Origin of the sequence: Streptomyces sp. NPDC092296, from assembly GCF_044755465.1 — a bacterium.
Lineage (GTDB): Bacteria > Actinomycetota > Actinomycetes > Streptomycetales > Streptomycetaceae > Peterkaempfera.
Genome location: NZ_JBIVRB010000004.1, coordinates 365062 through 388807 on the forward strand (window position 1 = coordinate 365062; position 23746 = coordinate 388807).

Annotated in this window: 27 protein-coding genes; 8 read left to right on the plus strand and 19 right to left on the minus strand. The window is 71.6% G+C overall.

Annotated elements, in window-relative coordinates; genetic code table 11:
* Positions 1-3 precede the first annotated feature (3 nt).
* The gene (locus ACIQGZ_RS14690; RefSeq protein ID WP_402601872.1) at positions 4-1209 is read left to right on the plus strand and encodes a dipeptidase; all 1206 of its coding nucleotides are present in this window, start codon (positions 4-6) and stop codon (positions 1207-1209) included.
* 48 nt (positions 1210-1257) lie between these two features.
* Here the strand turns inward: ACIQGZ_RS14690 and ACIQGZ_RS14695 are convergent, their stop codons facing one another.
* From ACIQGZ_RS14695 to ACIQGZ_RS14715, 5 genes are all read right to left on the minus strand, one after another.
* Positions 1258-2454, minus strand: a complete 1197-nt coding sequence (locus ACIQGZ_RS14695; RefSeq protein WP_402601873.1) for a globin domain-containing protein — start codon at positions 2452-2454, stop codon at positions 1258-1260.
* A 100-nt stretch (positions 2455-2554) separates the two neighbouring features.
* Positions 2555-3010, minus strand: a complete 456-nt coding sequence (locus tag ACIQGZ_RS14700) for an RrF2 family transcriptional regulator (RefSeq protein WP_402601875.1) — start codon at positions 3008-3010, stop codon at positions 2555-2557.
* An 83-nt stretch (positions 3011-3093) separates the two neighbouring features.
* On the minus strand, positions 3094-3300 hold the full coding sequence (locus ACIQGZ_RS14705) for a hypothetical protein (protein ID WP_402601877.1): 207 nt from the start codon (positions 3298-3300) through the stop codon (positions 3094-3096).
* A gap of 284 nt (positions 3301-3584) precedes the next feature.
* A complete protein-coding gene (locus ACIQGZ_RS14710; RefSeq protein ID WP_402601878.1) occupies positions 3585-3998 on the minus strand; it encodes a CoA-binding protein in 414 nt (137 codons plus the stop codon).
* A 35-nt stretch (positions 3999-4033) separates the two neighbouring features.
* The gene (locus ACIQGZ_RS14715; protein ID WP_402601880.1) at positions 4034-5371 is read right to left on the minus strand and encodes a UDP-glucose dehydrogenase family protein; all 1338 of its coding nucleotides are present in this window, start codon (positions 5369-5371) and stop codon (positions 4034-4036) included.
* A gap of 143 nt (positions 5372-5514) precedes the next feature.
* Between ACIQGZ_RS14715 and ACIQGZ_RS14720 the strand changes: the two genes are divergently transcribed.
* On the plus strand, positions 5515-6672 hold the full coding sequence (locus tag ACIQGZ_RS14720) for an acyl-CoA dehydrogenase family protein (RefSeq protein ID WP_402601881.1): 1158 nt from the start codon (positions 5515-5517) through the stop codon (positions 6670-6672).
* Between the two features lie 313 nt (positions 6673-6985).
* On the opposite strand, the gene ACIQGZ_RS14725 is transcribed toward ACIQGZ_RS14720, so the two are convergent.
* From ACIQGZ_RS14725 to ACIQGZ_RS14765, 9 genes are all read right to left on the minus strand, one after another.
* Positions 6986-8128, minus strand: coding sequence for a methyltransferase domain-containing protein (locus ACIQGZ_RS14725; protein WP_402601883.1), 1143 nt, complete (start codon positions 8126-8128; stop codon positions 6986-6988).
* On the minus strand, positions 8125-9072 hold the full coding sequence (gene tgmB / locus ACIQGZ_RS14730; protein WP_402601885.1) for an ATP-grasp ribosomal peptide maturase: 948 nt from the start codon (positions 9070-9072) through the stop codon (positions 8125-8127). Before tgmB ends, ACIQGZ_RS14725 begins: the two co-directional genes overlap by 4 nt.
* A gap of 1 nt (position 9073) precedes the next feature.
* The gene (tgmA, locus tag ACIQGZ_RS14735; RefSeq protein ID WP_402601886.1) at positions 9074-9301 is read right to left on the minus strand and encodes a putative ATP-grasp-modified RiPP; all 228 of its coding nucleotides are present in this window, start codon (positions 9299-9301) and stop codon (positions 9074-9076) included.
* 128 nt (positions 9302-9429) lie between these two features.
* Complete coding sequence (locus ACIQGZ_RS14740; protein ID WP_402601887.1) at positions 9430-10278, minus strand: helix-turn-helix domain-containing protein; 849 nt, start codon at positions 10276-10278, stop codon at positions 9430-9432.
* A 28-nt stretch (positions 10279-10306) separates the two neighbouring features.
* Positions 10307-10831 carry a DUF6879 family protein gene (locus ACIQGZ_RS14745; RefSeq protein ID WP_402601888.1) on the minus strand — a complete coding sequence of 175 codons (525 nt, stop codon included), beginning with the start codon at positions 10829-10831 and terminating at the stop codon, positions 10307-10309.
* Positions 10812-11063, minus strand: a complete 252-nt coding sequence (locus ACIQGZ_RS14750; RefSeq protein ID WP_402601889.1) for a hypothetical protein — start codon at positions 11061-11063, stop codon at positions 10812-10814. Before ACIQGZ_RS14750 ends, ACIQGZ_RS14745 begins: the two co-directional genes overlap by 20 nt.
* Positions 11064-11179: 116 nt before the next feature.
* On the minus strand, positions 11180-11887 hold the full coding sequence (locus ACIQGZ_RS14755) for a carbon-nitrogen hydrolase family protein (RefSeq protein ID WP_402601890.1): 708 nt from the start codon (positions 11885-11887) through the stop codon (positions 11180-11182).
* A 52-nt stretch (positions 11888-11939) separates the two neighbouring features.
* Positions 11940-12578: a hypothetical protein gene (locus tag ACIQGZ_RS14760; RefSeq protein ID WP_402601892.1), complete on the minus strand. Its 639-nt coding sequence runs from the start codon at positions 12576-12578 to the stop codon at positions 11940-11942.
* Positions 12575-13003: an ATP-binding protein gene (locus ACIQGZ_RS14765; RefSeq protein ID WP_402601893.1), complete on the minus strand. Its 429-nt coding sequence runs from the start codon at positions 13001-13003 to the stop codon at positions 12575-12577. Before ACIQGZ_RS14765 ends, ACIQGZ_RS14760 begins: the two co-directional genes overlap by 4 nt.
* A 236-nt stretch (positions 13004-13239) precedes the next feature.
* On the opposite strand from ACIQGZ_RS14765, the gene ACIQGZ_RS14770 reads away from it, so the two are divergent.
* From ACIQGZ_RS14770 to ACIQGZ_RS14780, 3 genes are all read left to right on the plus strand, one after another.
* On the plus strand, positions 13240-14094 hold the full coding sequence (locus ACIQGZ_RS14770; protein WP_402601894.1) for a helix-turn-helix domain-containing protein: 855 nt from the start codon (positions 13240-13242) through the stop codon (positions 14092-14094).
* A 2-nt stretch (positions 14095-14096) separates the two neighbouring features.
* Entirely contained in the window at positions 14097-14321 is a 225-nt protein-coding gene (locus tag ACIQGZ_RS14775) for a DUF397 domain-containing protein (protein WP_402601896.1), read from the plus strand.
* Between the two features lie 65 nt (positions 14322-14386).
* The gene (locus ACIQGZ_RS14780) at positions 14387-14611 is read left to right on the plus strand and encodes a DUF397 domain-containing protein (protein ID WP_402601897.1); all 225 of its coding nucleotides are present in this window, start codon (positions 14387-14389) and stop codon (positions 14609-14611) included.
* Between the two features lie 51 nt (positions 14612-14662).
* On the opposite strand, the gene ACIQGZ_RS14785 is transcribed toward ACIQGZ_RS14780, so the two are convergent.
* From ACIQGZ_RS14785 to ACIQGZ_RS14805, 5 genes are all read right to left on the minus strand, one after another.
* On the minus strand, positions 14663-15181 hold the full coding sequence (locus ACIQGZ_RS14785) for a hypothetical protein (protein WP_402601898.1): 519 nt from the start codon (positions 15179-15181) through the stop codon (positions 14663-14665).
* Positions 15178-15861, minus strand: coding sequence for a hypothetical protein (locus ACIQGZ_RS14790; protein WP_402601900.1), 684 nt, complete (start codon positions 15859-15861; stop codon positions 15178-15180). The genes ACIQGZ_RS14785 and ACIQGZ_RS14790 overlap by 4 nt, the downstream gene beginning before the upstream one ends.
* Positions 15858-17165, minus strand: coding sequence for a hypothetical protein (locus ACIQGZ_RS14795; RefSeq protein WP_402601901.1), 1308 nt, complete (start codon positions 17163-17165; stop codon positions 15858-15860). The genes ACIQGZ_RS14790 and ACIQGZ_RS14795 overlap by 4 nt, the downstream gene beginning before the upstream one ends.
* Positions 17162-17461 (minus strand): type VII secretion target, encoded by a 300-nt coding sequence (locus ACIQGZ_RS14800; RefSeq protein ID WP_402601903.1) that lies wholly within the window; start codon positions 17459-17461, stop codon positions 17162-17164. Before ACIQGZ_RS14800 ends, ACIQGZ_RS14795 begins: the two co-directional genes overlap by 4 nt.
* A 106-nt stretch (positions 17462-17567) precedes the next feature.
* Positions 17568-18959 carry an LCP family protein gene (locus ACIQGZ_RS14805; protein WP_402601905.1) on the minus strand — a complete coding sequence of 464 codons (1392 nt, stop codon included), beginning with the start codon at positions 18957-18959 and terminating at the stop codon, positions 17568-17570.
* Positions 18960-19370: 411 nt separating this feature from the next.
* Between ACIQGZ_RS14805 and ssuE the strand changes: the two genes are divergently transcribed.
* From ssuE to ACIQGZ_RS14820, 3 genes are all read left to right on the plus strand, one after another.
* Positions 19371-19928 carry an NADPH-dependent FMN reductase gene (gene ssuE / locus ACIQGZ_RS14810; RefSeq protein ID WP_402601906.1) on the plus strand — a complete coding sequence of 186 codons (558 nt, stop codon included), beginning with the start codon at positions 19371-19373 and terminating at the stop codon, positions 19926-19928.
* A gap of 367 nt (positions 19929-20295) precedes the next feature.
* Complete coding sequence (locus tag ACIQGZ_RS14815) at positions 20296-21036, plus strand: ABC transporter ATP-binding protein (RefSeq protein ID WP_402602000.1); 741 nt, start codon at positions 20296-20298, stop codon at positions 21034-21036.
* A gap of 15 nt (positions 21037-21051) precedes the next feature.
* Positions 21052-23625 (plus strand): ABC transporter permease, encoded by a 2574-nt coding sequence (locus tag ACIQGZ_RS14820; protein ID WP_402601908.1) that lies wholly within the window; start codon positions 21052-21054, stop codon positions 23623-23625.
* Positions 23626-23746: the final 121 nt, after the last annotated feature.

Sequence of the window (23746 nt, forward strand, 5' to 3'; positions counted from 1 at the left end):
GCCGTGGAGTACCAGGCACCCGCGCCCGAGCTGCTGGCCAGGGCCCGCGCCGTACTGGCCGAGGCCCCGGTGGTCGACGGGCACAACGACCTGCCCTGGGCGCTGCGCGAGCAGGTCCGCTACGACCTCGACGCCTGCGACATCGCCGCCGACCAGAGCCACCGCCTGCACACCGACCTGGCCCGGCTGCGGGCCGGCGGGGTGGGCGCGCAGTTCTGGTCGGTGTACGTACGCAGCGACCTGGCCGGGGACCACGCGGTCAGCGCCACCCTGGAGCAGATCGACATCGTCCGGCAGCTCGTCGGCCGCCACCCCGACGCGCTGCGGCTCGCCCGCACCGCCGACGAGATGGAGACGGCCCGCACGGAGGGCCGGATCGCCTCGCTGATGGGCGCCGAGGGCGGCCACAGCATCGACTGCTCGCTGGCCACCCTGCGTGCCCTGTACGCGCTGGGCGTGCGCTACATGACGCTCACCCACAACGACAATGTGCCGTGGGCCGACTCCGCCACCGACACCCCGGCCGCCGGCGGCCTCACCCGCTTCGGCGAGGAGGTCGTCCGGGAGATGAACCGGCTGGGCATGCTGGTCGACCTCTCCCATGTCTCCGCCGACACCATGCGGGCCGCGCTTCGGGTCAGCGAGGCGCCGGTGATCTTCTCGCACTCCTCCGCCCGGAGCGTCTGCGACCACCCGCGCAACATCCCGGACGACGTGCTGGCGCAGCTGCCCGGCAACGGCGGCGTCGCCATGGTGACCTTCGTACCGAAGTTCGTGCTGCCCGAGGCCATCGAGTGGACCGGGCGGGCCGACGCCAACCTGGTCGCGCACGGCTTCCACCCGCTGGACACCCGCCCGGAGGCGATGGCGGTGCAGCGGGCGTTCGAGGCGGTGGACCCGCGGCCGGTCGCCACGGCGGCCACCGTCGCGGACCACCTGGACCGGATGCGGGAGATCGCCGGGATCGACCACATCGGCCTGGGCGGCGACTACGACGGCACCGCCTTCACCCCGGTCGGCCTGGAGGACGTCTCCGGCTACCCCAACCTGCTCGCCGAGCTGCTGCGGCGCGGCTGGTCCGAGGCGGACCTCTCCAAGCTGACCTGGCACAACGCGGTCCGGGTGCTGCGCGCGGCCGAGGAGGCGGCGCGGGCGGCGCAGGCGGTGCGCGGGCCGTCCATCGCCACCATCGACCAACTCGACGGCTGAGCCGTCGCGGGGGCGGCCGGGTTCCGGTCCGGCCGCCCCCGCCCGCTGCTACTCCCGGCCCAGCCAGAGGTCCGGGCCGAACACCTCGTAGTGCACGGCGGCGGCCGGCACCCCGCGCCGCAGCAGGCCGCCGCGCACCGCGCGCATGAACGGCAGCGGGCCGCACAGGTAGGCCGTCACCCCGTCGGGCAGCTCCAGCCCGGCCACGTCCACCAGGCCGGTCGCGGCGTCCGGCGCGGCGTCGCCCGGCTCCTCGTACCAGCGGTGCAGTGTGCCGCCGGGCAGCGCCGCGACCAGCTGCCGCAGCTCGGCCAGGTGGGCGTGGTCGGCGGGGGAGCGGTCGCCGTGCAGCACGGCCACCCGGCGGGTGGCGCCGGTGGCCGCCAGGTGGCCCAGCATCGACAGCATCGGGGTGGAGCCGATCCCGGCGGAGGCCAGCAGCAGCGGCCCGTCGCCCTCCGGCAGCACCAGGTCGCCGAAGGGCACGGAGACGTCCAGCCGGTCGCCGGGCCGGGCGTGCTCGTGCAGTCGGCAGGAGACCTCGCCGTCGGGCGCGGCGGCGCCCCGCACCCGCTTCACGGTGATCCGCCAGTCGGCGCGGCCGGGGGCGGCGGACAGGCTGTACTGGCGGAGCTGCCGGGCGCCGTCCGGCAGCTCCAGCCGGACGCTGACGTACTGGCCGGGGCGGAAGTCCCCGGCGGGCCGGCCGTCCGTGCGGCGCAGCGTGAAGGAGGCGGTGTCCGGGGTCTCCTGGCGCCGCTCGGTGATCTCCAGCTGCTGCCAGACGTCGCCCTCGGCCACCCCGGCCCGCTGGTAGAGGTCGGTTTCGATGGCGATCAGCGCATTGGCCATCAGCCAGTAGACCTCGTCCCAGGCGGCGGCCACCTCGGGGGTCACGGCGTCGCCCAGCACCTCGGCTATCGCCGCGAAGAGGTGGGTGTGGACGACCTTGTACTGGTCGGAGGTGATGCCCAGCGAGGCGTGCTTGTTGGCGATCCGGCCCAGCATCGCGTCCGGCCGGGTCTCGGGGTGCTCCAGCAGCATCCCGGCGAAGGCGGCGATCGAGCCCGCCAGGGCCTTGCGCTGCTCGCCGTTGGCCTGGTTGCCGCGGTTGAAGAGGTCGCGCAGCAGTTCGGGGTGGGCGGCGAACAGCTTGCGGTAGAACAGCGCGGCGATCTCGTCGATGGCGGCGCCGACGGCGGGCAGGGTGGCACGGACGACCGGGGTGGACTCGCTGGAGAGCACGGCTCCTCCTGAGTGGAATTGGTAAGTGATCTTCGAGTTTTACTGCCGATTTCGGACAGGCCGGACCGCCCGCCGCCGGGCGGCGGCACGGTGTGGTGGATCAGCCGGGTCTCCGGTCCGGGGTCCGCAGGGAGAGGCCGACGAGCACCGGACCGGTCGGAGAGGCGACCAGGTCCCGTACGGTGAACTCGTCGAGTGCGGCGTAGAACGCCTGCTGGGCGGTGCGCAGCGCCCCCCGCAGCCGGCAGGCGGCCCGCAGCGGGCAGGGGGTGTCGCCCTCGCAGGCGACGACCTCCTCGTCACCCTCCAGTGCGCGCACCAGCCAGCCGACCGAGGCGCGCAGCCCGAAGCCGGTCAGCACCAGCCCGCCACCCCGCCCCCGCCGCGCCTCCAGCACCCCGAGATGCTGCAACCGCGCCACGGCCTTGGCGGTGTGCGTGTACGGCGCGGCGATGGCCTCCGCCACCTCCCGGGTGGTCAGGGCCTCGCCCTCCTCGGAAACCGCCAGCCGCATCACGGTACGCAGCGCCAGGTCGGTGAACTTCGTCAACCGCACGCCATGACCCTAGCAAATACGCATCACCAGTTCGCATTTGATACCCCCATCCGAACCATGCGATCCCTCACCCCCCGGCCGCCTCAGCTGTCCGCGTCGTCCTCGTTCTCGTCCTCGTCCTCGAAGTCGGCGAGCAACGCGCTCAGATCCAGCTCCATGGCGAAGGCCCCGCCGACCTCGACGGCCTGCCGTCCCTTGAGGACACCGGCCTCCCGGTAGGCGTTGCCGGACAGTTCATGCACCACCACGTGCGGCTCCGGCTCCAGCTCCAGCCGCCAGTACGCGGGCACGCCCGCCTGGGCGTACAGCGCGGGCTTGAGGATGCGGTCCTGCGGCTACGACCTCGTAACGGCCGCCGGCCGGATGCTTGCCGAGGGTGAGAACGTCGTCGACGGTCCATGGACCGGCGTGTTCCTCGATCCGGCCGGTGGTGTTCATGGCCATCACTGCCTCCTGCGACTACGACCACCAAGCAGGGCGCGGGCGGATCGGTCAGGAGCCGATCATCCCGCCCCGGGCGGTTTCCCGGGCGGAGTCGGCAGGCGATCACTCGAATAGGTGAGCGGGAGGCGGCTCAGCCCAGGCGGGGGATCTCGATGGCGGGGCAGCGGTCCATCACCATCAGCGGGCCGGCCGCGCGAACGCGGGCGTAGGCGGCCTCGTCCACCACGCCCAGCTGGAACCAGACCGCGCGGGCGCCCGCCGCGACGGCCTGGTCCGCGACCTCGCCCGCCAGGTCGGAGTTGACGAAGACATCCACCACGTCGATGGGGAAGGGGATGTCGGCCAGCGTGCGGTAGCCGGGCTCGCCGTGCACGGTCTCGGCCTTGGGGTGCACCGGTACGATTTTCTTCCCGTACTGCTGGAGCACCCGGGCCACCCCGTAGGCCGCCCGAGCCGGGTTGTCGGACAGCCCGACCACCGCCCAGACGTCGCCGGTGCCGGTCAGGATCTCGCGTACGGTCGCGTCGTCGCCGAAGTTCGCCATGGCCTGTGCAACGGCCGACGCGGGGGAGTGATTCCTCAGCTCGGGCGGCCCAGCGCCCGGTACGTCCAGCCCGCCGCCCGCCACGCCACCGGGTCCAGCACATTGCGGCCGTCCAGGATGCGCTGCTCGGCCACCACCGAGCCCAGCGCCGCCGGGTCCATCTCCCGGAACTCCTGCCACTCCGTCAGGTGCAGCACCACATGCGCCCCCTGCGCCGCCTCCAGCGCCGAGTCGGCGTAGGCCAGCGCCGGGAACATCTTGCGGGCGTTGTCCATCGCCTTGGGGTCGTACACCGTGACCTGGGCGCCCTGGAGCTGGATCTGACCGGCCACGTTCAGCGCCGGGGAGTCGCGGATGTCGTCCGAGTTCGGCTTGAAGGCCGCGCCCAGCACCGCCACCCGCCGCCCCAGGAAGCCGCCGCCGCACTGCTCGCGGGCCAGCTCCACCATCCGGGAGCGGCGGCGCATGTTGATCGAGTCCACCTCGCGCAGGAAGGCGAGCGCCTGGTCGGCGCCCAGCTCCCCGGCCCGCGCCATGAACGCCCGGATGTCCTTGGGCAGGCAGCCGCCGCCGAAGCCCAGCCCGGCGTTGAGGAACTTGCCGCCGATCCGCTCGTCGTACGAGAGCGCCTTGCTCAGCTGCACCACGTCCGCGCCGGCGCTCTCGCACACCTCGGCCATCGCGTTGATGAAGGAGATCTTCGTGGCCAGGAACGAGTTGGCGGCGGCCTTCACCAGCTCCGCCGTGGCGAAGTCGGTCACCACGAACGGCACGCCCTGCCCGATCAGCGTCGCGTACACCTCGCGCAGCAGCGCCTCGGCCCGCTCGCTGCGCGCCCCCACGACCAGCCGGTCCGGGTGCAGGGTGTCGCCGACGGCGAACCCCTCGCGCAGGAACTCCGGGTTCCACGCCAGCTCGACCCGGTCGCCGGCCGGGGCCAGCGCTGCCAGCCGCTCGGCCAGCCGCCCGGCGCTGCCCACCGGCACCGTGGACTTGCCGACCACCAGGGTCGGCCGGGTCAGGTGCGGGGCAAGCGCGTCGATCGCGGCGTCGACATGGCTCATGTCGGCGGCGAACTCGCCGCCCTTCTGCGGGGTGTTCACACAGACGAAGTGGACGTCACCGAACTCCGCGACCTCCTCCCAGGAGGTGGTGAACCGCAGTCGGCCGGTGGACCCCTCGTGCCCCGAGACGTGCTTGACCAGCAGCTTCGCCAGCCCCGGCTCGTACATCGGCACCCGACCGGCCGCCAGCATGGCCACCTTGTCCGGGTCGATGTCCAGCCCCAGCACCTCGAAGCCGAGCTCGGCCATGCAGGCCGCGTGGGTGGCGCCCAGGTATCCGGTGCCGATCACTGTGATCCTGAGTGCCACGGTTCTGCTTCCCTCCGCCGTCCCTGACTGCGACCCGGCGATGCTATCCGGCCGTGAAGTCTGTCGCGCACGTCACTGCTGCAAAGCGCGGGGGCGGCCGTAGAATCACAGCGTACTTAACGGTAGTTAACCGGAGGGGACCCGTGGCGGGCAGCGAAGACTTCGACCTTTTCCGCATCTCCGAGGAGCACGAGATGCTCCGCGACGCCGTACGGTCGCTCTCCGAGGCGAAGATCGCCCCGTACGCGGCCGCGGTGGACGAGGAGAGCCGGTTCCCGCAGGAGGCGCTGGACGCGCTCCTCGCCAACGACCTGCACGCGGTGCACGTCCCGGAGGTGTACGGCGGCGCGGGCGCGGACGCGCTGGCCACCGTGATCGTCATCGAGGAGATCGCCCGGGTCTGCGCCTCCTCCTCGCTGATCCCGGCGGTCAACAAGCTGGGCTCGCTGCCGGTGCAGCTGTCCGGCTCCGAGGAGCTCAAGGCCAAGTACCTGGGCGCGCTCGCCCGGGGCGAGGGCATGTTCTCGTACTGCCTCTCCGAGCCCGAGGCCGGTTCGGACGCGGCGGGCATGAAGACCCGCGCGGTGCGCGACGGCGACTCCTGGGTGCTCAACGGCGTGAAGCGCTGGATCACCAACGCCGGCGTCTCCGAGTACTACACGGTGCTGGCCGTCACCGACCCCGAGAAGCGCTCCAAGGGCATCTCCGCCTTCGTGGTGGAGAAGGGCGACGCGGGCGTCACCTTCGGCGCCCCGGAGAAGAAGCTCGGCATCAAGGGCTCCCCGACCCGCGAGGTCTACCTGGACAACGTCCGCATCCCCGCCGACCGCATGATCGGCGCGGAGGGCACCGGCTTCGCCACCGCCATGAAGACCCTGGACCACACCCGGATCACCATCGCCGCCCAGGCCCTCGGCATCGCCCAGGGGGCCCTGGACTACGCCAAGGGCTATGTCAGGGAGCGCAAGCAGTTCGGCAAGGCCATCGCGGAGTTCCAGGGCGTCCAGTTCATGCTGGCCGACATGGCCATGAAGCTGGAGGCGGCCCGCCAGCTCACCTACGCCGCCGCCGCCCGCTCCCAGCGCGTCGACGCCGACCTCACCTTCTTCGGCGCCGCCGCCAAGTGCTTCGCCTCCGACGCCGCCATGGAGATCACCACCGACGCGGTCCAACTCCTCGGCGGCTACGGCTACACCCGTGACTACCCGCTGGAGCGCATGATGCGCGACGCCAAGATCACCCAGATCTACGAGGGCACCAACCAGGTCCAGCGCATCGTCATGTCCCGCAACCTGCCCTGACCGTTCTGAGGACGGACGCCCCTGCCACGTGACGGCAGGGGCGTCCGTCCGCCGGTCAGCGTCGCAGCCCCCCGGTACGAGCCGAGCACCCGCAACGCGGCCGTGAGCATCGGCCGGTAACCGGGACAGCGCCGTTCCCCGGGCGCGCTCACGCGTCCCAGCAGGCCATGCAGCGCATCACTCCGGGATGCTCCGGATCGGACTCCGCGCCACCGCCGCACTGCGGGCACTGCTGCATGATGACTCCCTGTACGGCTGTGTCGAACTCCCCCGGCTTGGCGCGCCCGGAAAAGGCTGGTCCACTCGCCGTGGATCAGATGGCGAACTCCCATGCGCCGTCGGGAGAGGTCAGCGTTCCTCCCTCCGGGCCGAGTCGCACGGCCATCGCGTGCAGTGGGAACCCGCCCAGCTCCTCCCATTTGAGTCGGACCCGTTCCAGGTCGTCCCAGAGGCGACGGGCTCCGCTCTGGTGCACGGTGGGTGACGGGCTGTCCTCCGCTCGTGCCCAGGAGCCGTCGGCGGCCAGCAGCCAGAGGATGCGCTGTCCCTGCGGAGAAAGGGCAGCGCGCGTCTCCACTCCGGGCGTGTCCAGCTCGTACAGATATCGGAGCTGCCAGTCCTGCCACAGGTCCGGGACGGGGCCCCGGCAAGCCCGTACGTCCTCTCCGCCGCCTCCTCGGGCCGATGCGAAGACGTGGTGCAGCCTCGGCGGGTAGTCGGACTCCCGGCGGGCCTCCATGAACGTCGCGGCGTCCGGCAGGACGACTCCCCGTGCGATTCCGTCGCTGTGCAGGTCCGCCGACACCATCAGTGATGTGTGGGCGATGGTGGTCACGATTCGGCCGCCGACGTTCAGCGCCCCGACCCAGGATCTCGGAACGGGACGGAACGAGACGGTCGCGAGGATTCGGTCGTATTCCACATCGGGGAGCACCCCCGTGGCGTCGACGGCCGCGATGCGCGGTGTCCGGCCGAATGCGGCAAGGCGGGTGCGGGCCGCCGCAACGAGGTACGGGTCGACGTCCACGCTCGTCACCCGGTCGTCCCCGATGCGGTGCCCCAGCAGGGCGGCGGAGTACCCCGAGCCGGTCCCCACATCCAGCACACGGTCACCGGGCTCGGCGGACAAGTGGTGCAGCATCCGGGTTACCAGGCCCGGCAGGGTGGAGGACGACGTGGGGACGCCGGTCGCCTCGTCCTTCGGTCCGGCGAGGTCGGCGTGGTGCGGACCGACGCGGGTCACCAGGGTCTCGTCCCGGTAGACCGTTGTGAGTAGCTCCGTGGAGAGCGGGGCGTGGCTGACCAGGCCCCATGCCTCTGCGGGGCTGTCCGGGATTCGCTGCCACCAGCGGGGCACCAGGTGATGGCGCGGGGTGTTGCGCACCGCCTCGTGCCACTCGGGCGCGTTGGCGGTCACCGTGTCGGCGAGCCGCTTCGCCGCGTCGGTCCACTTCATTCGGCAGCTCCTTGCAGTGCGTCCGCCATGGCAGTCACCAAGGGAATGCCGGCTTTGACGGCGATCCAGTGCCATTGGCCGTTGGGATTCACCTCGAAGAACTTCCAACGCCCATCGGGAGTCACCGCGAAGTCCAGCGCACCGAAGAACAGGCCGAGTTCATCCATGAGAGTCCGGACGCCAGTCCTGACCTGTTCCGGGAGAGGCACCGGCTCATAGGCCAAGGACCGGTAGTCGGTTCGCCAGTCGAGCCTTGCCGCATCGCTTCCGGCATGGATGGCCACGGGGAACATGCGCCTTCCGATGACGGTGAGGCGTACCTCGAACGCCTTCGGTACGTTCTCCTGGAAGAGGTGAGCCGTCCCGGACACGCCCTCGTCCACTTGGTCCGCGCTGACAAGGGCGACCGGAAGGAACTGCCGGCTGCGGCCGGGCCCGAGAACGCCACCTCCCAGTCCCTTGTAGACCACCCGGTCGGAACCCATGAACCGCCGCGCTTGCTCGGGGTCGGACGTGATGATGGTCCTCGGTACGTCCAGGCCGGCCCGAGCCGCCACGGCCAGTTGCCGGGGCTTGTAGTTCGCCGCCGCGTCGTGTGCCGGATGGTTGATCCAGTGGATGGGGAGTGAACCGAGGACGCCGAGCAGGCCGGAACGCGCTTCGGACACGGCAAGCGCCCGAGCATGGCCCGGCCAGCTTTCGGGCGTGGCGAACTCGTTGGGGCGACGCCACCAGACCGACTTCACGGTTTCGAGGCGAAGCGTTCGTGAGTTGGCCAGAGTCCCCGTCCAGCCGTCCGCCGTGAGGGAGACGGCCAGCCGGGACCTGGTGGGAAAGTCGGCCGTGTCGTAGCGCACGACCTTCTCACCACGCCCCGTCAACTCCTCGACCACAGCGTCGGCCGTCAGGTCGTCCCGACCGGTGAGGACAAGGATCGGTCGCACGTCAGTACAGGTCGGTTCCGCTGTCGGAGCCGGGGCCGCTGCCGTCCCCGTTACTGGTCTCCGTTTGCGTCTCCGGCATCTCCGCCGTGATCGCATGCCATGGGTTTCCCTCAGCCGACACATTCAGCTGGAGAACGTCGCTGTAGGTGATGACGGGCGGTTCGGTGGCCCTTTGCTCCGGCGAGACCAGATGCCGGACGCCAAAGGGGACAACGGGAGCAGTACTCATGCCATCCTCCGTGATCCTCGGTGAACCCGGTCGGCTGCCGATCTGGCCGGGCGGTCGACGGGCGTGGCAAGGACCGTAGGCGAGCGGCAAGCGGGTGCTCCACGTTCTTGCACGGGCTTGCACCGGAACTACCCGAGAGAGTGAAGGGCGTCGGTGATCAGGGCCCGCGCCTTGGAGCCGTGGACGGCCAGCCCGGCCAGCTCGGAGAACGCCTGGGCGTACACGGCGATCTCGCTGGGCGCGGAGACGTTCACCGCAGCCGTCAGCAGTTCCACACTCACTCGCCGGTCGTCGAAGAGATAGAAGGCTTCCAGCGGCCACACACGCCGCTGCGCGGTGAAGGGAATGATGCCGAGGCTGACATTGGGCAGAGCCATCACCGTCAGCAGGTAACCGAGTTGGCCGGCCATTGTCTCGGTCGTCCCGATGCGGTACCGCAGCACCGTCTCCTCAAGCAGCAGCGCAAAGTGGTGATTGCCTTCATGCACGACGTGCGAGCGCTCAAGGCGAGAGGCGGCGGCCACATCCGAGTCGTCGGGAGTCCCCTGGAAGGCCGCGATGGTCGAGAGGAGGGTGGAGGCGTACGCCTCCGTCTGCACCATGCCCGGAACGACATTTGAGCAGTACACACGGAAGAGCCGGGTGCTCTCGTACAGCGGGACCACTTCTTCTTGTGCCCGGCGCATTCCGTGCCGGTGCAGCTTCTTCCAGTGCACGTACATCTGGTCGGCCTGGTGGTTGGCCGCGATGAGGTCCCGGGCCTGCTCCACGGCTCCGCAGGCGGCGCACCAGGCGCGGATATCGGCGTCGGAGGGCGGTGTCCTGGCGTGCTCGATCCGGGAGGACTTCGCCGGACTCCAACCGCACCGAAGAGCCAGTGCGTGCCCGGTCAGCTCCGCGTCGATGCGCAGCTCTCGCAGCCGGGCGGCGATGACCTGCCGGGCGGCTTGAGCGCTGGACGAGGGGGATGAGGGCATGGGCCGGCTCTTCGGTGATCCGCTGGTATCAGACCGCGTACTTCTCGTGGGGCACTCCCCGCTCCCACACCGTTTCGAATGCGGTGGAGGCCAGATTCACCACTGCGGGTTCGGTGCGAACCTCCCAGCCGGGTTCTGACCAATCGCCGTCGCCACTGAAGTGGTTGAACAGCACGGACTCGCCGTCGAACACCCAGCAGTCGTTCCCCGGCAGGGCGATGTCGGAAGCCTGCCGTCTCGGTAGCCAGCGGACCTGCTCTCCCGCGCCGAGGTTGACCGACGTGCCTGCATGCTCGTATCTGATGTAGTCGGTCACCGGCTCGGAGATGACCCGGGCGCGCCGGACCACGACACCGCGAGCGGTGGTACGGCTGATCAAATCGACCCAGGGCGCCCAGTACGACGATCGCGGGTCGGTGTCCCGTCGCCCGGTGCGCTTCCAACGCTCGAAGTCGTCCGCCTCATCACCGACCGCGTAGCAGTCGCGCATCTCCAGGTGGACGGCTGAGCGCTGCGCCTTCCCCAGCAACTCGTCAAAGCTGTTCTGCGACATCGCATGCCTCCCTCAGCATCGAAACCATACGGGCCGGAATCCGGATTACGGCTTCGTGCTCGGGAATCCCGGGGGCATGCCCGAGAACGACCGTCTCGGCACATCGGATCTCAAGCTCTGAGTCCGCCTTCCAGCCCTGGACCACCAGCTCCGCCTTCTCCTCATCCACCCAGATGGTGGGCGAACCCTGCTGCCCCGTGTCGGGGTCGATCCCGATGAACCGTAGTGCCATGGCTGCCTCCGGTGTCGAGTTGCTGAGCTTGCACGACTGTGCACGCGGTGGTGGAGTGGCGTCAACGGCGCACCGGCTGATCCTGGGGGCGCTCCTGGCGTACGGGGCGCCCGGGGTCAGGTGAGGGTGGCGTGGGTGAGGGTGCCTGGGTGGGGGCCGGTCCGGGTGAGGGGGGTGGCGGTGGGGGTCCAGATGCCGGAGTGGCCGGCGGTGTGGGTGTAGCCCTCGCCGGTGGGGCCGGCGAAGCTGGCGACCGCGACCCGGACCCGGTGGTCGGCGGCGATGCGGCGGGCGCGTTCGGCCGGGACGTGGGCGTCCTCGGCGGATTCCAGGACTCCGGCGGCGTAGACGTCGATGCCCAGGGCGGCGGTGTCGGCCGCGTGCTGGGGGATGCCGGTGTCCCGGCAGATGGCCAGGCCGAGCCGCCACCCGTCGACGTCGAGCACGGCCGGGGCCTCGCCCGGGGTGAACCGCTCGGCCTCCGCCGTGCCCAGCCAGAGCTTGCGGTACGCCACGGTGGCCCCGCCGCCGTCCACGGCCAGCATCGCGATGTGCGACCGCCCCGCCTCGCCCCGCACCGGGGCGCCCGCCAGCGCCAGCGACCCCGTCTCGGCGCACGCCTCGACCAGGGCCGTCAGTCGCGGGTCGTCAGCCGTGATCGCCGGGGCGTCCAACTGGTATCCGGTCAGGGAGAGTTCGGGGAAGACCACCACCCGGGCCCCGGCGGAGCGGACCGCCGCCGCGTGGGCCGCCGCGTTCGCCGCGAGGTCGTAGGGCGTGCACGGCGGCTGGGCGACCGCGAGTACGAGCGGTTGGCGACGCATCCGGGCACCACTCCCGAGCAGAGGAGGCGAAGCGACAGGTCCGGGGGCAACCCTAGGGCGTCCCGGCCGCCGCGAGTTCGGCGGCCAGGTCGACCAGGGTGCAGCCGCTGAGCCGCATGACCAGCTGCGAGGCGAGGACCCGCCGGGCCCGGGGGTCGCCGTACCGAACGATCATGAACCGGCCCGGCGCCAGCCGCCCGGCCCCGTGCCGCGCGGTCGGGTAGTACTGCCCGTGCACGCCGCAGACCTCGGGGCGGCGGACCCGGACGGCGATGTGGTGCCCGACGAGGTGGGGGCAGAGCCGGGCGGCCAGCCGGGCGCAGGGCAGGCAGACCGGGGGATGGGTGGCGGCCATCTCCTCCGGCCAGCCCGGCCAGTCGCCCCGGTCGTCGTGGAGCAGCCACAGCACGCCGAGCCGGTTGCGGTCGGCGGGTCCGGCGCAGATCTGGCAGCGCAGCCCGCGCATCACATACCGCTGACGGTGCGGATGCACCCGGGCGTACACCGGCTGCCCCAGGCCCGGCCGGGAGTCGTTGCGGCTCCACAGCACCCCGTGGTCGTCGCGGTCACCGAACACTTCGCGCTGGTAGGCGATGCCGCCGGTGTACGGGTCCTCCAGCACCGGTCGGCGTTCCGGGCGTTCGCCGCTCCAGGCGGCGATGAAGGGGACGATCGGCTTCGACCTGGTCATCGGGTTCCTTCCGGCTGGGTTGCGGGCACGGCCAGGTGGGCCCAGGCGTGCGTTCCGGTACGGGAGCGGTGCCGGCCGCAGGCGTGGGAGTACGCCCTGACCAGGACGAGTCCCCGGCCGCCGGCCGCCTCCGGGCCCCGGGGGCGCGGGTGGCGCCAGGTCCCCCGGTCCCGTACGGCGACGAGCAGCAGTCGGTCGCGCAGTGCCAGCAGCAGGGAGACGTCCGGACTGCCGCTGTGGCACACCGCGTTGGTGGCGTACTCGCTGACGATCACCTGGAGCGGGTCAACCAGGCTTTCCGGAAGTTCACACGTCCGGGCGAAATCGCCGGCGAATCTCCGGAGCCTCCGGACGGCGGTCCGCTCAGCTGTGGTCGTCCACGTCGCGGCTGTCCATGGCCTTGTGAACGTCGTCGAAACCGACATGGCACCCCTCTTCTGCCGGGCTCAGGGCAGCAATGCGCCACCAAGCCACTACTCCTCGTAGCGGGATGCGTCTTAGAGTGCTCTCTGCAATCCCACGGCACAAGCTCGTCCAGGAAATTCACACTTATCGGTGCTGATCGCGGTGAAGGGATGACCTGATGGCTCAACACACCCAGGGCGATGCGGCAGACTTGCGGACGGCAAGCTCGCGGCGACAGGGCAGAGGAGGTCGGCGCATGACTGACCCGAACGGGCCGACGGTACGTCGGCGGCGTCTGGGCTCCGAGCTGCGGCGGCTCCGGGGCAAGCTGCGGCTGGAGGACGTGGGCAACGAGCTGGGCTGCTCCGCGTCGAAGGTCAGCCGGATCGAGAACGGCCAGGGTCTCGCCAAGAAGATCGAGATCGAGGCGATGCTCCGCATGTTCGGGGTCACCGACGAGCACGCTCGGGAACAGATCCTGGACATCTGGCGCAAGGCCGGTGAATCCGGCTGGTGGGAGCAGGCCGAGTACGAGGCGGTGCTGCCGTCCGGGCTCGGGGTGTACGTCGGGCTGGAGTACGACGCCCGGATGCTCCAGACCTGGGAACTCGGCTATGTACCCGGCCTGTTGCAAACCGAGGCGTACGCCCGAGCTGTGCTGTTGGACAGCTGGCCTGGCCAGATCGACGAGATCGAGCGGCTGGCGGCGGTCCGCACCCAGCGGCAGCAGCGGCTCACCGCCGCTGACGACCCGTTGGAGCTGTGGGCGGTGATGGACGAGTCGGTTATCCTGCGCCCGGTGGGCGGTCGGGAGGTGATGCGGGAGCAGATCCTGCACCTCCTCAAGGCCGCCCAGATGCCCAATGTGAATTTGCAGGTGTACCCGCTGGCCAAAGGGGTGCATCCTGGTCTTCGCGGAGCCTTCACGATCCTGGAGTTCGGCTCGTCGGACCCGCGTGTCGTCTATGTGGACAACCCCTCCGGAAACACCTTCGTTGAGCGGGATCGGCAGGTCCGCCGCTTCACGCAGAAGTACGACAGTCTGCGGGCGGCCGCGCTCGACCCCCAGGAATCTGCGGCGCTGCTCCGTAGCGCAGTCAAGGAGTATTGACCATGAGTGCCAACCAGAACCCCGCGATCGACTTCGCTTCGCTCAGCTGGATGAAGGCCAAGGCCAGCAGCGGTGAGGGTGCCTGTGTGGAGATCGCCCACCTGCCCGGCGGTGGGGTGGCGTTGCGGGACTCCAAGGACCTCGGTATCCAGCCTCACGTGTACACCGCGCGTGAGTGGGACTGCTTCCTCGAAGGTGCCAAGGCTGGGGAGTTCGACCGCCCGTAGCCGTCTCCGTGTCCGGCCCCTGCCCGGCGGGAGGTCCCGCCGGGCAGTCACGAGGAGTATTGACCATGAGTGCCAACCAGAACCCCGCGATCGACTTCGCTTCGCTCAGCTGGATGAAGGCCAAGGCCAGCGGCGATCAGGGTGCCTGTGTGGAGATCGCCCACCTGCCCGGCGGTGGGGTGGCGTTGCGGGACTCCAAGGATCTCGGCGTCCAGCCCCACGTGTACACCGCGCTGGAGTGGGACTGCTTCCTCGAAGGCGCCAAGGCCGGGGAGTTCGACCGCCCGTAGCCGTCTCCGTGTCCGGCCCCTGCTCGGCGGGAGGTCCCGCCGGGCAGGGGTTCAGGGGGCCAGTGGGTGGCGGTAGACCAGCTTCACCGAGCTGGTGGGGTCGGTGTGCTGCCAGTCGACGTCCCAGCCGCGCCGGGCGGCCACGGCGGCCAGGCCGGCGGCGCCGATGCCACGGTAGTAGCGCTTCTCGACGGTGATGCTGGGCTCGGCCTCCCGGTAGCGGTAGCGGCCGCCCTTCTGATTGTGGGCGCGGTGCTCCCGTTCGGTCCTGATCGCGGCGGTGGCGAGCCGCTCCAGCCGCTCATCCGCCCAGGCGGCCCACTCGGCCTCGGTGCCGCGCCGCTCCAGGTGGTAGCGGCGGCGGGTCAGGGTGTGGTCGCGTACGCCCTTCCAGAGGTCGCCGGAGCCGTTGCCCAGCAGCGAGCTCAGCATGTCGCCCACGGCGAGCAGCCCGCCGGGAACCAGGTAGCACCACTGAAGGGTGGACTGGAGGACCAGCCCGACGACGGAGCGGCGGCGCAGCGGGCCGACGTCCATCCCGGGCGGCGGCGGGGTGTACGGGGCGCTCATCCGAAGGCCCCGGTCACTCGGGCCGCCAACTGCTCGGGGATCGCGGCGGCGCCCGCGTCCGGCCGGTCGTACGCCACCGTGTCGGCGGTCTGCGCCAGCAGCCGGACGTACTCCGGGAACTCCCGCAGCGACGGCGTGCTCAGCCGCAGCACCAGCAGGGTGTCCGCCCCGGGCACGGGGATGTGCGCCTCGGCCTGCGCCAGCTCCAGCGGGACCGCCGCGCTGTCCTCGCCGCTGAGGTCCACCACCAGGCCGGAGAGGGACAGGACGGCCGGGCCGCAGCTGACGTCGGTACGCAGCACCTCGTTGGCCGGGTCGGCGGAGAGCAGCTCGACCAGCGCGGCGGCGGCTGCCTCCGGGTCGGAGGTGTCCGCGTCGGTGGCGAGGACGACCAGGGAGGCGGTGGCCACCCGGTCGTCGTCGGTGCGGAACAGGTTCAGCCCCGCGTACAGCACGCCGTCCTCCTCGGCAGCGGCCGCGATCTCGGCGTACCACGCCGCGACGGTGCTGCGCTGGAAGTCGGTGCCGCCCGCCCAGACCTCGGCGGCGATCTCGTCCAGATGCGCGGTGCGCTGCTCCGGCGGCAGGTCCAGGCCCAGCGAGTGGAACCAGAGCGGGACCTCCCAGCGGACGTCCGGCTCGGCGGCCTCGGCGGCCTCAGCGGCCTGATCGGCCGTCATGCCGGCTCCCCGGCGAACTCGTTGTAGAGCTTGGGTGCGTTGTGCGCCAGGCCGCCGCCCTTGATGCCGATCTGGGTGCCGCGCGACCACCAGGACAGCGGGTCGAGGTGCCACGCCTCCTCGCCGCCCTCGATCACCTTGGTGACGCCGGGCAGATTGCGCAGCGGGGTCTTGGTCATCAGCGGGGTGATGGCGAACTTGTGCATGAAGGTGCCCGCCTTGGCCGTCTCGGTGATGGACCGGCCCGCGTTGGCCAGTTCGGCGCCGCCCTCCACCACCGACCTGGCCTTGACCGCCGTCTTGACCCCCATGACGACGCCCTTGCCCGCCTTGGTGGCGGTGCCGACGAACGGGATCGCGCCGACGCCGTCCAGCGCCAGCGTCGTCCAGCTCACATCGGCGCCGCCGAGCTTGGCCAGGCCGTGCGCGCCGACCGCGACCAGCGAGGCACCGGCGGCGCCGGCGCCCAGCGCGGCGGACAGCGGCGGGCACCACATGGTGGCCAGCGCGGCGATGCCCAGCACGGCGGAGGCGGCACCGGCGATGTCACCGATCTTCTTGAGGATGTCGGCGTGCTTGGTGGCCCAGTCCTGGATCTTGTGGCCGAGCTTCTTGAAGCCGTCACCGAGCTTGTCCCAGAAGCTGGTGGACGGGGCGTTCTGGTTGGCCTTGCGCAGCGCGCCGGCCGTCCGGTCGGCATCGTCCTGGTGGTGCTCCAGCAGCTCCTTGGCCTGCTTGACGATGCCGTCCAACTCGTCCTGGATCGCGTCCAGATCGCGCTGGGCGGTCTCCAGCTGGTCGCCGGCCGCCTGGAGCTGCTGCTGGGCCGCCTTGAGCCTGGCGTCGGCCGCCGCCAGCTGCTGGGCGTCCGCGAAGTACCGGCCGCCGAGCCGGAAGTCGGGGTTGCCCGCCGCCTGGTTGTAGCCGGCGGTGGCCTGGTCGGCGCGGCTGCGGGCCGCGTCCAGCCGCTGCTTGGCGTCGGCGGCCCGCTGCTCGTACTGCTTGGCGGTCTGCTGGTAGGACGCCAGCTGCCTGCTCCAGGAGTCCAGCTGGGTGCCGGCGGTCTTCAGGGCCTGCACGCTGTCGTCCAGGTTCTTCGGCAGCTCGCCCACCTTGCCGGCGAACGCCTCCGCCGCCGCGCCCTCCCAGGCGCTGCCACTGCGGCCGAGGGAGGTCAGGGTGCGGTGGGCGCTGTCCAGCGCGCCGGCCGCCGTGTTCAGCTGGGTGACCAGGGCGTCCACATTGCCGATGTCGCCCGGCGCGGGGTCGAAGCCCAGCGCGGGGAAGTCGTGCTCGCCGCTCACGCCGCCGCCCCTCCGGCCAGTGCGTCGCGGATGGCCTGCTCGGTGGCCGCGTAGCAGGTACGGGTCTCGCGCAGCCGGGTGGCGATCTGCTCGGTGCCGTCCGCGATCTTCTTGATGGCGTCGTCCCAGCTGTCGTGGAACTCGTCGCAGGCGTGGTCCAGCGCCTTGCTGCCGGTGGTCTTGGGACCCGTGTCGCGCATGGCGTCGAGCGCCGTACGCATGTCCTGCTGACCCTGTTCGAGCTGCTGGAGCAGCCGGTCGAGCCCGTTCAGCTCGACGTGGAAGTAGTCCCCCATGAGGCCCCCGCTCCCCTGCCGTTCCGGAATCGTGCGCACAGGCTACCCGCACCGACCGACACCGTCCCGGGGCGGCGGCCACCGGATGTCCGCCGCCCCGGAGCCGCTAGTTGACGTCCGGCACGGTGGTGTCGTTGCGCAGGGCCTCGAAGACCTGCTTGGCCTTGGCGTCGTCCCAGGCCACCGAGGAGCCCTCGGAGGTGGGCAGGCCGGGGTTGGAGATCGGGACGGTGATGGTCTTCCCGCTGCCGCCGCTGACGCCCTTCATGGCCCAGAACATCGACGTCAGGTCGAACAGGCCGCAGTCCTTGTCGACCACCAGGGTGCCCAGGCCCGAGCTGATCGTCGGGTAGAGGGTGAACGGGTTGGCGATGGTGCCGGGGGAGGCGGCCTCGTCCGCGATGGCGGCCAGGAACTGCCGCTGACGCTTCATCCGGCCCAGGTCGCCGGTGCCGTCCACATAGCGGGAGCGTACGTACTTCAGCGAGTCGGTGCCGTTGAAGTGCTGGCAGCCCGCCTTGAAGTCCGCCCCGGACTTCTTGTCCTTCATCGCCTTGTCCAGGCACATGTCCACGCCGCCCAGCGAGTCGACCAGGTCGCGGAAGCCGGCGAAGCCGATCTCGGCGTAGTGGTCGATGTGCAGCCCGGTCGAGGTCTCCACCGTCTTGACCAGCAGCGGGGCGCCGCCGATCGCGAACGCCGCGTTGATCTTGTGCTTGCGGGCCGGGATGGTGCTGCTCGGCTTGTCGCTGTCCGGGTGCGCGGGCACGGTGACCCAGGAGTCGCGCGGGATGGACAGCATGGTGTTCCCGTGGTCACCGATGTGCAGCACCATCATCGAGTCGGTGCGCTTGCCCGGTGCGCCGAGACCGGTGTGCAGGTCCTTGGCGTCCTGCTTGGTCATGCCCTCACGGCTGTCCGAACCGACGATCAGCCAGTTGGTGCCCTTGCCCGAGCCGGGCCGGCCCGCGTAGTCCTGGAGCACGTCCTCGCGGCGCAGCTTGCCGTCCGCCCAGAAGTAGGTGCCGACGCTGACCACCAGCAGCGCGCAGACCAGCGCCAGCACGGTCACCTTGATCTTGCGGCGGCGCGGCCAGCGCGAACGCCGGACCGGACCGGTCGGCGGCCGCCCGGGGCCACCCGGGCCACCCGGGCCACCCGGGCCGCCGGGACCGGCCGGGCCGCCCGGCTGCTGCGGCACCGGCGCGCCGTACGGCGGGCGCGGCGGGGCGGCGCCGGGGCCGCGCGGGTTGAGCCCCGGCGGCAGCGGCGGCTCGGCGGCGGTGGGCGCCGGGGCGCCGTACCCGCCGCGGGCCGGGCCGCCGGGCGCCTGCGGCGGCGGGCCCGGACGCTGCCCGTACGGCGCCCCGGGGCGGCGCGGCCGCTGGACGTGGGGCATGGCCCGGGTCGGGTCGGCGTCACCGCCGCCCCCGTAACCGCCGCCGCCCTGGCCCTGCTGCGCGCCGCCGCCGTTGCGGCCGTCCTGCCACGAGTTCATGCGGGAAGGATGCCCCATTCGGGGGGAGTCGTCGCACGCGGGTGGCGTGCTGTAGCAGAGTTGATGCAGCCATGGGACCAGGCGGAAGTATGTTCACCTGCCGGGACGATCCTTGACCGCTTCGAACAGCGCGTGTTTGCATGTTCGCATGGTCAAGCGTTGGACTCTCACGCGTCGGCGGCACGTCGATCTCGCGCGTGTCTCCTGCGCCCTCTGTCGCGCCACCCGCTGACACCCGCCGGTCGCCGACCACCGCGCCCCGGCGCTCCGCAGCCGCTGCCCCGCAGCCGCCGCTCCGCCGCCCGCCTCCGGGCAGCCCCCTTCCCCGTGCCCGTCCCGCCGGGCACCCTTCGCCGTGCCCGCACGCCGCCGCCACCGCGCCGAGGCGTGCCCCATCATGAGGTGAAACCCATGGCCACCGTCCTGTCCGTCTCCGGAAGCCCCTCCCGGACCTCCCGCACCGCACGGCTGCTGCGCCACGTCGTCGACGCGCGCCTCACCGCCGCCGGGCACACCGTGCTCCCACTGGACGTGCGCACCCTGCCCGCCGAGGCGCTGCTCGCCGGCGACACCTCCGACCCGGCGCTGGCCCGTGCGCTGGAACTGTTCGCCCGAGCGGACGGCGTCGTGGTCGGCACCCCCGTCTACAAGGCCGCCTACTCGGGGCTGCTCAAGGCCCTGCTGGACGTGCTGCCGCAGTACGCCCTGGCCGGCAAGGCCGTACTGCCGCTGGCCACCGGCGGCTCCACCGCGCACGTCCTGGCCATCGACTACGCGCTGCGCCCGGTGCTCTCCTCGATGGGCGCCGGCCACATCGTGCAGGGCTGGTTCGTCCTCGACCGCCACATCCTCGTACGGGAGGACGGCACCACCACGCTGGACGGCGACACCGGGGCGCTGCTGGGGCCGGTGGTGGACGCCTTCGCCCAGGCCCTGGTCCGTGGACCGGTGCTGGCTGCGGCGAGCTGACCCCGAGGCCCTGCCTTCCTCCCCCTAGGGGATGGGGGCAGGGCTCCCCGTACGACCACCGAGTCGGCGGTTCCTCCCGCAGGCTGACTCGCGCCCGCCGTCCGCGCCTTAGCGTCGTAGTACCTCCCCGCCCCACCACAGCAGGGCCGCTCCACCACGACAGGTGGGGAAAACCCCCGGTCCGAGAGGCCCGTGCGCACCATGTCGCCAGGTGTGCCGCCTCCCGCAGGCTGGGTGGTGTTCGAGCAGGACCACGACCAAGGAGACAGCAGTGACGACGGCAGCAGCCCACTTCGGGGCCCAGACGGCCGGTACGGCCGGGGGTGCGGTCGGTGGTGCGTCGACCAGCGCCGCCGCCGCGCGACAGGTGACCAAGGCATACGGCACCGGTGAGACCCGGGTGACCGCGCTGGACTCGATAGACGTGGACATCGCACGCGGGCGCTTCACCGCCATCATGGGGCCCTCCGGTTCCGGCAAGTCCACCCTGATGCACTGCCTGGCCGGTCTGGACACGGTCACCTCGGGGCAGATCCGGATCGGTGACACCGAGATCACCGGCCTGAAGGACAAGCAGCTGACCCGGCTGCGCCGTGACAAGATCGGCTTCATCTTCCAGGCGTTCAACCTGCTGCCGACGCTCAACGCGCTGGAGAACATCACCCTGCCGATGGACATCGCCGGCCGCCGCCCCGACAAGGCGTGGCTCGACCAGGTGGTGGAGACCGTCGGCCTCGGCCCCCGGCTGAAGCACCGGCCGACCCAGCTCTCCGGCGGCCAGCAGCAGCGCGTCGCGGTGGCCCGCGCGCTGGCCGCCAAGCCGGAGATCATCTTCGGTGACGAGCCCACCGGCAACCTCGACTCCCGGGCCGGCGCCGAGGTGCTGACCTTCCTGCGCCGCTCGGTGGACGAGCTCGGCCAGACCATCGTGATGGTCACCCACGACCCGGTCGCCGCAGGCTACGCGGACCGGGTGCTCTTCCTGGCCGACGGCCGGATCGTCGACGAGATGGCCGCCCCGACCGCCGACGCGGTCCTGGAGCGGATGCTGCGCTTCTCCGCCGCCGACACCCGGGTGGCGGCCGCCGACGGCCGCCGCGCCGGCTGAGGGGCCGACACCGCCATGATGCTCAAGACCTCACTCAGAAGCTTCTTCGCCCACAAGGGCCGGATGGTGCTCTCGCTGGTCGCCGTGGTGCTCTCGGTGGCCTTCGTCTCCGGCACCCTGGTCTTCACCGACACCGCCACCGCCACCTTCGACCGGCTGTTCGCCGCCACCGCGGCCGACGTCACGGTCAGCCCCGCGGACCAGACCAGCGTCGGCGGCCAGCAGAACGGCGGCGGCCGGGCCCGTACGCTGCCCGACACCCTGGTCCGCACGGTGGCCGCCGAGCCCGGTGTGAAGTCCGCCACCGGCGAGGTGTCGGTGGAGGGCATCACCATGGTCAACCCGGCCACCGGCAAGGCCGTCACCGCGGCCGGCGGCGGCCCGACCATGGCCAACAACTGGTACGAGACGCCCAACAGCGCACTGAAGATCACCTCCGGCAGCGCCCCGCACGGCGCCGGCCAGGTGCTGCTGGACGCGGACACCGCCGACAAGGCCAAGCTGAAGATCGGCGACCCGCTGCGCGTCATCACCGCGATCGGGGACTACCGCACCACCATCTCCGGCATCGCCACCTTCACCACCACCAACCCCGGCGCGTCGCTGGTCTTCTTCGACACCCCGACCGCGCAGCGCGAACTGCTGGGCCGCAGCGGCGTCTTCACCGCCGTGGTGGCGTACGGCGACGGCAGCCGCACCGACGACCAGCTCAAGGCGGCGGTGGCGGCCAAGGTCGGCGGGGGCTACCAGGTGAAGACGGCCGCCGAGTCGGCCGCCGACTCCAAGGCCGACGCGGGCGGCTTCCTGGACTTCATGAAGTACGCGATGCTCGGCTTTGCGGGCATCTCGCTGCTGGTCGGCGGCTTCCTGATCATCAACACCTTCTCCATGCTGGTCGCCCAGCGCACCCGGGAGATCGGCCTGATGCGCGCCCTCGGCAGCAGCCGCAGCCAGGTCAACCGCTCGGTGCTGGTCGAGGCGCTGATCCTCGGCGTGCTGGGCTCCACCGTCGGCCTGGGCGCCGGGCTGGGGCTCGCGGTCGGCCTGATCGAGCTGATGGGCAAGGCCGGGCTGAACCTGGACGCCTCCCAGCTGGTCGTCAAGGCGACCGTACCGATCGTGGCGTACGCGGTGGGCATCGTCATCACCGTACTGGCCGCCTGGCTGCCCGCCCGCCGGGCCGGCCGGATTTCCCCGATGGCCGCGCTGCGCGACCACGGCACCCCGAGCGAGGGCGCGGCCAACCGCATCCGGGCCGCCGTCGGCCTGGTGCTCACCGCCGCCGGAGCGCTGGCGCTGGTGGCCGGGGCGAAGGCGAGCAGCGCCGGCACCGGCGGTTCGCTGCTGGGCCTGGGCGTGCTGTTCACCCTGGTCGGCTTTGTGGTGATCGGCCCGCTGCTGGCCGGCGTGCTGGTCCGGGTGCTGGGTGCGGCGCTGCCGTCCCTGTTCGGCCCGGCCGGGCGGCTCGCCCAGCGCAACGCGCTGCGCAACCCGCGCCGCACCGGCGCCACCGCGGCGGCGCTGATGATCGGCCTGGCGCTGGTCACCGGCACCGCCGTGATCACCTCCTCGATGGTCTCCTCGGCCAGCGGCCAGATCGACCGGTCCGTCGGCGCCGACTACATCGTGATGGCGAACAGCGGCGGCCTCAACGCGGGGATGGTCAAGGCCGTCACCGACACCCCCGGGCTGGACCACGTGAGCCGGCAGAAGCAGGTCTCCGTACTGATCACCAGCCCGGACGGCAAGCGCGAGGACACCGACGTCAACGCGGTCAGCCCGACCTACGGCAAGGACCTGCGGGTGGCCACCGTCGCCGGTGACTTCGACGCGGCGCTGCGGCACGGCATGTCCGTCGACCAGGACTACGCCGACGCCCACCACCTCAAGGTCGGTGACCCGCTGAAGGTCGCCTTCGACGGCGGCTCCACGCAGACGCTGCCGATCACCGCGATCACCGCCGAGGACAGCAGCCTCTACGAGGGCGAGATGTACATCGGCCTGGCCACCGTCGAGCGGGCACTGCCCGCCGACCTGCTGCCGCAGGACCTGATGCTCCTGGCGGGGGCGGCCGCCGGCAGCGACGCCGACCAGGTGTACGCGGCCCTGCAGAAGTCGCTCCAGGACTACCCGCAGCTCCAGGTGAAGAACCAGGCCGACTACAAGGAGCTGATCCAGAAGCAGGTCGACCAGCTGCTCTACCTGGTCTTCGGGCTGCTCGGCCTGGCGATCGTCGTCGCGGTGCTGGGCGTGGTCAACACGCTGGCGCTGTCGGTGGTGGAGCGGACCCGGGAGATCGGCCTGCTGCGGGCGATCGGACTGTCACGGCGGCAGCTGCGGCGCATGATCCGGCTGGAGTCGGTGGTGATCGCGGTCTTCGGCGCGGTGCTGGGCACCGGCCTCGGGCTGGCCTGGGGCACGGCGGCGCAGCGGGTGCTGCGGACCCAGGGCCTGGACACGCTGACCATCCCCACCGGCACCATCGCGGCGGTCTTCGTCGGTGCGGCGGTCGTGGGCCTGCTGGCGGCGCTCTTCCCGGCCTTCCGCGCTTCGCGGATGAACATCCTGGGGGCCATCGCCACCGACTGACCGGTCTCCGCCGGGCGGGGGGACGGCCCCGCCCGGCGGAACGGGGGAACGGGGGAACGGGGGAACGGGGGAACGGGGGAGGACGGGGGAGGACGGGGGAGGGGAGCGGGGGAAGACGGGG

Excerpts from the sequence above, each read along its gene's own strand:
- ACIQGZ_RS14765 (WP_402601893.1), bottom strand. The coding sequence starts at position 13,003 with ATGTCGGTTTCGACGACGTTCACAAGGCCATGGACAGCCGCGACGTGG.
- ACIQGZ_RS14755 (WP_402601890.1), bottom strand. The coding sequence starts at position 11,887 with ATGCGTCGCCAACCGCTCGTACTCGCGGTCGCCCAGCCGCCGTGCACG.
- ACIQGZ_RS14820 (WP_402601908.1), top strand. The coding sequence starts at position 21,052 with ATGATGCTCAAGACCTCACTCAGAAGCTTCTTCGCCCACAAGGGCCGG.
- ACIQGZ_RS14760 (WP_402601892.1), bottom strand. The coding sequence starts at position 12,578 with ATGACCAGGTCGAAGCCGATCGTCCCCTTCATCGCCGCCTGGAGCGGC.
- ACIQGZ_RS14775 (WP_402601896.1), top strand. The coding sequence starts at position 14,097 with ATGAGTGCCAACCAGAACCCCGCGATCGACTTCGCTTCGCTCAGCTGG.
- ACIQGZ_RS14805 (WP_402601905.1), bottom strand. The coding sequence starts at position 18,959 with ATGAACTCGTGGCAGGACGGCCGCAACGGCGGCGGCGCGCAGCAGGGC.
- ssuE (WP_402601906.1), top strand. The coding sequence starts at position 19,371 with ATGGCCACCGTCCTGTCCGTCTCCGGAAGCCCCTCCCGGACCTCCCGC.
- ACIQGZ_RS14745 (WP_402601888.1), bottom strand. The coding sequence starts at position 10,831 with ATGTCGCAGAACAGCTTTGACGAGTTGCTGGGGAAGGCGCAGCGCTCA.
- ACIQGZ_RS14790 (WP_402601900.1), bottom strand. The coding sequence starts at position 15,861 with ATGACGGCCGATCAGGCCGCTGAGGCCGCCGAGGCCGCCGAGCCGGAC.
- ACIQGZ_RS14780 (WP_402601897.1), top strand. The coding sequence starts at position 14,387 with ATGAGTGCCAACCAGAACCCCGCGATCGACTTCGCTTCGCTCAGCTGG.
- ACIQGZ_RS14725 (WP_402601883.1), bottom strand. The coding sequence starts at position 8,128 with ATGAAGTGGACCGACGCGGCGAAGCGGCTCGCCGACACGGTGACCGCC.
- ACIQGZ_RS14770 (WP_402601894.1), top strand. The coding sequence starts at position 13,240 with ATGACTGACCCGAACGGGCCGACGGTACGTCGGCGGCGTCTGGGCTCC.
- ACIQGZ_RS14710 (WP_402601878.1), bottom strand. The coding sequence starts at position 3,998 with ATGGCGAACTTCGGCGACGACGCGACCGTACGCGAGATCCTGACCGGC.
- ACIQGZ_RS14800 (WP_402601903.1), bottom strand. The coding sequence starts at position 17,461 with ATGGGGGACTACTTCCACGTCGAGCTGAACGGGCTCGACCGGCTGCTC.
- ACIQGZ_RS14750 (WP_402601889.1), bottom strand. The coding sequence starts at position 11,063 with ATGGCACTACGGTTCATCGGGATCGACCCCGACACGGGGCAGCAGGGT.
- ACIQGZ_RS14740 (WP_402601887.1), bottom strand. The coding sequence starts at position 10,278 with ATGCCCTCATCCCCCTCGTCCAGCGCTCAAGCCGCCCGGCAGGTCATC.
- ACIQGZ_RS14785 (WP_402601898.1), bottom strand. The coding sequence starts at position 15,181 with ATGAGCGCCCCGTACACCCCGCCGCCGCCCGGGATGGACGTCGGCCCG.
- tgmA (WP_402601886.1), bottom strand. The coding sequence starts at position 9,301 with ATGAGTACTGCTCCCGTTGTCCCCTTTGGCGTCCGGCATCTGGTCTCG.